Here is a 6382-nt window from a genome sequence, read left to right on the forward strand (position 1 = left end):
GCGTTGCCGCTACCGGGCTCGAGGGTCGAGGGCGTCCCGGAGCCCGTCGCCCAGCAGGTTGAAGGCCATCACGGTGATGAAGATCGCGAGGCCCGGGACGATCATGAAGTGCGGGGCTATCTGGTAGTAGTCCACCGCGCGGGTCAGCATGCCGCCCCAGGACGCCTGCGGCTCGGCCACGCCCACGCCCAGGAACGACAGCGCGGCCTCGAACAGGATGTTCGTGGGGATGAGCAGCGTGGCGTAGACGAGGATCGGCGCGATGAGGTTCGGGAACATCTCGCGGAAGATGATGTAGCGGCTGCCCGCCCCCAGGGAGCGCGCCGCGTCCACGAACTCGCGCTCGCGCAGCGACAGGGTCTGACCACGCACGATGCGCGCGATGTAGGGCCAGTTGAAGAAGCCGATGATGAACACGATCACCGCGATCCGCAGGCCGTTGCCCTCCAGGCCGAGCGCCTGGTCGGGGACGGCGCCGACGATGGCGATCGCGAACAGCAGCAGCGGGAAGGCCAGGAAGATGTCCATCAGGCGGCTGATGACGGTGTCGGTCCAGCCGCCGAAGTATCCCGCGAGCACGCCCAGCAGCGAGCCGAGCACCACCGAGACCAGCGTGGCGAGGAAGGCCACCAGCAGCGAGATCTGCGCGCCGGACAGGATCCGGGCGAAGATGTCGCGGCCGTTGACCGGCTCGAGGCCGAACGGGTGCTCCAGGCTGATGCCGCCCGCGGCCGCGGTCGGAGCGCTGGTCAGCGGGTCGATGAGGTCGTTGTTCGGGATGTTCGGCAGGTCGCCGAACAGCGCGATCAGGCCGCCGAAGGGACGCTCGGCGAAGATCGCCACCAGCGTCAGGAAGACCACGACGAAAGCGCCGATAATCGCTGCCTTGTCGCGTTTGAGGCGCATCCAGGCGATCTGGCCGAGCGAACGGCCTTCGATGGCCTTTCCGCCCGCCCCTTGAAGCACGGCCTCCGGCTGGGCCTCCATGGCCTGCCCGGAGACGTCAAGCGGTGCGGTCATACAGTGGCCCCCTGGATCCCAGACGACGTTGTCCGATGGACGCGCCCCCCGGGTCGGGGGCCCGCGTCCTGAGTCTACGAGTCCGTTTCACGGTCTCGTGACGCAGAATCTATGGGCTGATCTGCGCTGACTAGTCCCCTGGGGCGCTATGTGGCTCAACTGTGATTCACGTGCAATTCATTTGTTTTGATCTTCAGGCGAATGTCCGCAAGCCGTCCCGCTTCTGTCTCGGATTTGTGACATTGCACTGGAAGGTGACTGAGCGTCACCCGATCCCACGGCGCTTGAGAATCGCCTCGATGTCGGAGAAGTCATCGTCCGCGGCCGGCTTGCGGGCAGGCTCGGACTGCTTGCCGGCGGGCGCGGCCGGGCGCTTGGGGAGCGGCTGCGTGGCGGCCTGTCCGGCCGTCACGGGCCTGCCCGGCGCGGCGGGAGGCGCCGCCGCGGGGGCCGCGGGCGCGGCGGAGGCGGCCGTACGGCGGCCCCGCAGCACGCCGGTGACCAGGAACAGCACCAGGGAGAGTCCGGTCACGGCCACCCCGGCCCACACCATGGGGCTGAACACCGCTCCGGCGAAGAATCCGACGACCGCCGTGCCGATCTGCCACAGGGTGGGCAGCGCACCGGTCAGATAGGCCGCCAGCGGCAGCAGCGACCAGGCCACGCCGCGCAACCCCGCCACGACCCCCCGGCGGCGCATCGACAGGAAACTCAGCACCAGCCCCACCCCGGTCACCCCGGCGCAGAGCGGCAACCACGCGATCTGGTCGAACGACATAGTGGACCGCCCCCTCGTATCGGCTTACCGGTTCCATCCTGGCACGCCCCGCCGGGACGGTCCCTCCTCCTTGGGGAGGGATCATCCCTTAGGACCCGGCGGGACCGTCCCCTAGGGGACCCCGGGCGCCCGGCCCCGGAGGGAGCGTGGGCACCCGGCCCTGAATACCCCCGGCGCCCGGCCACGGAACGACGCCGGGCGCCGCCTCACAACCTCGCCGCCGAGCCATGCCCGGACCGCCTCACAACCTCGCCGCCGAGCCACTCCCGGGCACCACCCCGGCGCCCCACAGCCTCGCCGTGGAGCGGCACCGGGCACCGCCCCGGCGCCCGGTCAGGGTTCCCGGGCCGACAGCTCCCGCAGGACGTCGACGTCGATCTCGCGCAGGGAGTCGACGACGAGGCGGCCGGGCGCGGACGGGATCGGCAGCACGCTCGGCACCGCCACCACCCGGCAGCCCGCGGCGGTGGCCGAGGTCACCCCGTTCGGGGAGTCCTCCAGCGCGACGCAGCGGGCCGCGGCCACGCCCAGCAGCCGGGCCGCCGTCAGGTAGGGCTCCGGATCGGGCTTGGTCCGCGCGACGTCGTCGCCGGTCACCACGTGGTCGAAGTTGTCCCTGCCGATGCCCTTCAGGCACGCCTCGGCGATCGGCCGCACCGAGGAGGTGACCAGGGCGGTGCGCAGGCCCGCCCCCCGTACGGCCGCCAGCAGCTCGGCGGCGCCGGGCATCAGCTCCACGCCGTCGGCGAGCCTGCCGGTCATGCCCTCCAGCATCCAGGTCGCCACCTCCTCCGGGTGGGCGCTCGCCCCGGAGACCCTGAGCATGTAGGCCACGGCGGACGGCATCGAGCCGCCCACCAGGTGCTCCTGGTCGGCGGGCCCCCAGCCGCCGCCGAGCCGTTCCATCACCTCGGTCTCGACCTGGAACCAGATCTTCTCGCTGTCGACGAGGAGCCCGTCCATGTCGAAGAGAACCGCGTCCATACCCCGGAGAACCCCTTACGGTCAGACGTTGAAGTAGTTGGCCTCGGGGTGGTGGACGACCAGTGCGGACGTCGACTGCTCGGGGTGGAGCTGGAACTCCTCCGACAGGTTCACCCCGATCCGGGAGGGGTCGAGCAGCTCCATGAGCTGGACCTGGTCCTCCAGGTTGGGGCAGGCAGGGTAGCCGAAGGAGTAGCGGCAGCCGGTGACGTTGACCTTCAGCATGTCCTCCAGCGACTCGTCACCGCCGATCTCCAGCTCGCTGCGGACCCGCGCGTGCCAGTACTCCGCGAGCGCCTCGGTGAGCTGCACCGACAGGCCGTGCAGTTCGAGATAGTCGCGGTAGGCGTCCTTGGCGAACAGCTCGGCGGCGGCCTCGGAGACCCGGTTGCCCATGGTGGCCACCTGGAAGGCGACCACGTCGACCTCGCCGGAGTCCTTGGACCGGAAGAAGTCCGACAGGCACAGGTGACGGTCACGGCGCTGGCGCGGGAAGGTGAACCTGGTCCGCTCGTTGCCCGCGTCGTCGAGGATGATCAGCGAGTCGCCGTCGCTGACGCACGGGAAGTAGCCGTAGGCGACGGCCGCCTCCAGCAGGCCCTCGGTCTGCATCCGCTCCAGCCACATCCGCAGGCGCGGCCGGCCCTCGGTCTCGACGAGCTCCTCGTAGGAGGGCCCGTCGCCGCCGCGCGCGGCCTTGAGGCCCCACTGGCCCATGAACGTCGCCCGCTCGTCCAGGAACGCGGCGTAGTCGGCCAGCGGGATGCCCTTGACGATCCGCTCCCCCAGGAAGGGGGCCTTCGGGACGGGATTGTCGGCGGCCACGTCGGAGCGGGCGGGCAGCTCCGCCTCCGGGGTCCGCACCAGCGTCGCGCCGGTCCTGACCCGCCGCTCGCGCAGCGGCGGCAGGCTCGCGCCGGCCTCGCCGCGCTTCACGGCCATGAAGGCGTCCATCAGGCGCAGCCCCTCGAAGGCGTCGCGGGCGTAGCGGACGTCGCCCTGGAACAGCTCGGCGAGGTCCTGCTCCACGTAGGCGCGGGTCAGGGCGGCGCCGCCGAGCAGGACGGGGAAGCGCTGGGAGATGCCCCGGGAGTTCATCTCCTCGAGGTTCTCCTTCATGATGACCGTGGACTTCACCAGCAGCCCGGACATGCCGATGACGTCGGCGTTCTTCTCCTCGGCCGCCTCCAGGATCGTCGACACCGGCTGCTTGATGCCGAGGTTGACGACCTCGTAGCCGTTGTTGGACAGGATGATGTCGACCAGGTTCTTGCCGATGTCGTGCACGTCGCCCTTGACGGTCGCCAGCACGATGCGGCCCTTGGTCTCCCCCTCGACCCGGTCCATGTGCGGCTCCAGGTAGGCCACGGAGGTCTTCATGACCTCGGCGGACTGGAGCACGAACGGCAGCTGCATCTGCCCGGAGCCGAACAGCTCGCCGACGGTCTTCATGCCGTCGAGGAGCACGTCGTTGACGATCTCCAGGGCCGGCCGCCGGGCCAGCGCCTCGTCGAGGTCGGCCTCCAGGCCCTTGCGCTCGCCGTCGACGATGCGGCGCTTGAGCCGCTCCCACAGCGGCAGGCCGAGCAGCTCGGCGGCCCGGTCGGCCTTGACCGAGGCGGCGTCCACGCCCTCGAACAGCTCCATGAACCGCTGCAGCGGGTCGTAGCCCTCCCGGCGGCGGTCGTAGACCATGTCCAGGGCCACCTGGCGCTGCTCGTCGGGGATGCGCGCCATCGGCAGGATCTTGGAGGCGTGCACGATGGCCGAGTCGAGGCCCGCGTTGACGCACTCGTTGAGGAAGACGCTGTTGAGGACGATGCGCGCGGCCGGGTTGAGGCCGAAGGAGATGTTGGACAGGCCGAGCACGGTCTGCACGCCCGGGTAGCGCCGCTTGAGCTCGCGGATGGCCTCGATCGTCTCCACGCCGTCGCGGCGGGTCTCCTCCTGGCCGGTGGCGATGGGGAAGGTGAGGGTGTCGATGAGGATGTCCTCGACGTTCATGCCCCAGTTGGCCGTCAGGTCCTCGATGATGCGGGTGGCGACCCTGACCTTCCACTCGGCGGTGCGGGCCTGGCCCTCCTCGTCGATGGTCAGCGCCATGACGGCCGCGCCGTGCGCCCGGACCAGCTTCATGATCTTGGTGAAGCGCGAGTCGGGGCCGTCGCCGTCCTCGTAGTTGACCGAGTTGATGATCGCCCGGCCGCCGATCATCTCCAGGCCGGCCTCCAGGACCGCGGGCTCGGTGGAGTCGAGCACGATCGGCAGCGTGGAGGCGGTGGCGAAGCGGAAGGCCAGCTCCTTCATGTCCTTGACGCCGTCGCGGCCCACGTAGTCGACGCAGAGGTCGAGCATGTGCGCGCCGTCGCGGGCCTGGGAGCGGGCGATCTCGACGCACTCCTCCCAGTTCTCGGCGAGCATCGCCTCGCGGAAGGCCTTGGAGCCGTTGGCGTTGGTCCGCTCGCCGATCGCCAGGTAGGAGGTGTCCTGGCGGAAGGGCACGTGCTGGTAGAGCGAGGCGGTGCGTCGCTGTGGCGGGAGCCGGAGGTCGCGCCCATTACTCAACGTGTTTGCGTGAAAGTAAGCTGTGGCAGTACCCCAGCTCATAGCATCGATGCTATGAGCTGGGGTACCGTGGAGCTGGAACCAGAAGTTCGCAAGTGGCTTGAAGACCTGCCTTCGGCGCTGTTCGCAAGGGTGGCCTTTTATGTCGATCTTCTTGCGGCAGAGGGGCCTCTGCTGGGGGAGCCCTACACCAAGCAGCTGGACGGCAAGCTGCGCGAACTCCGGTTCCATCTCGACGAGCTCGCGATGCGCATCACGTATTGGATCGCGCCCGGTCGCCGGATCGTGCTCCTGACCGTGTTCCACAAGACGCGGGTACGTGACGATCGGGAGATCGATCGGGCTCGGCGGGCCATGCGTCGCTGCATCGAGTTGGCGCACGCCGTTGACGAGGAAGAAGAAGCGGTATGAGCGAACAGGGAAGCTGGCGGGAGCTCAGGGATCGCCGGATGGCCGAGCCGGGTGCAGCTGAGGCGTATGAGGCTGCGCGTATTGCCTACGAGCTGGGCAGAACGGTTCGGACGATGCGCGAGGGGCGGGGGTGGAGCCAGAGTGACCTGGCCCGGGAGGCCGGCATGACCCAGTCCGCGGTGGCTCGTTTCGAGGCAGGCGGGACCATCCCCACATTGCCGGTTCTGGAACGCCTGGCGCGCGCCTTGGACGCGGATGTCGAGGTCCGTCTGACGCCCCGGGCTCCCGCTGCTTGAGCTGAGATCCAATACGCCCGAAAACCACCGTCACGCTGTCGAGAGCCCTGCCGGACACTGTGGGGTCGGTGGCACCAACGTCAAGGTAGGTGACCCGTCCGAGGAACGGCGCCGACTTCACCGATACGGCTCGCGCCCGGCTTCCGGGGAGCCCGTACCCGCTTGTGGGGCTCGCCTCTGACTTCCTGGTCGTGAGTCATGTCCGTCTGCGAGGCTTCGCCGTTGCTCCTTTGTCGAGCTGGGAACTGATTCAGGTCGACCTTCTAAGGGCTGCTGCGCGATTCATGGCCGTTCTTCGCGCTGAGAGTCGTTTGGCCGCTCGATTTGG

Annotated in this window: 5 protein-coding genes and 1 pseudogene; 2 read left to right on the forward strand and 4 right to left on the reverse strand. The window is 69.3% G+C overall.

Going from position 1 to position 6382, the window contains the following annotated elements; genetic code table 11:
• Positions 1-9: 9 nt before the first annotated feature.
• The 4 genes and pseudogenes from ACWDS7_RS25170 to metH all read right to left on the reverse strand — a co-directional run.
• Positions 10-1020, reverse strand: coding sequence for an ABC transporter permease (locus ACWDS7_RS25170; RefSeq protein ID WP_306869057.1), 1011 nt, complete (start codon positions 1018-1020; stop codon positions 10-12).
• Positions 1021-1285: 265 nt separating this feature from the next.
• Complete coding sequence (locus tag ACWDS7_RS25175; protein ID WP_451931268.1) at positions 1286-1798, reverse strand: cellulose synthase; 513 nt, start codon at positions 1796-1798, stop codon at positions 1286-1288.
• A 333-nt stretch (positions 1799-2131) separates the two neighbouring features.
• Positions 2132-2782, reverse strand: coding sequence for an HAD family hydrolase (locus tag ACWDS7_RS25180; protein ID WP_306869052.1), 651 nt, complete (start codon positions 2780-2782; stop codon positions 2132-2134).
• 21 nt (positions 2783-2803) lie between these two features.
• Positions 2804-5305 (reverse strand): annotated as a pseudogene (gene metH, locus ACWDS7_RS25185) (methionine synthase); the annotation flags it as partial.
• A 96-nt stretch (positions 5306-5401) separates the two neighbouring features.
• Here metH and ACWDS7_RS25190 point away from each other — a divergent pair.
• Positions 5402-5758, forward strand: a complete 357-nt coding sequence (locus tag ACWDS7_RS25190; protein WP_451931269.1) for a type II toxin-antitoxin system RelE/ParE family toxin — start codon at positions 5402-5404, stop codon at positions 5756-5758.
• Positions 5755-6054 (forward strand): helix-turn-helix domain-containing protein, encoded by a 300-nt coding sequence (locus ACWDS7_RS25195; protein WP_451931270.1) that lies wholly within the window; start codon positions 5755-5757, stop codon positions 6052-6054. Before ACWDS7_RS25190 ends, ACWDS7_RS25195 begins: the two co-directional genes overlap by 4 nt.
• Positions 6055-6382: the final 328 nt, after the last annotated feature.

This window comes from Streptosporangium sp. NPDC003464 (assembly GCF_053588315.1).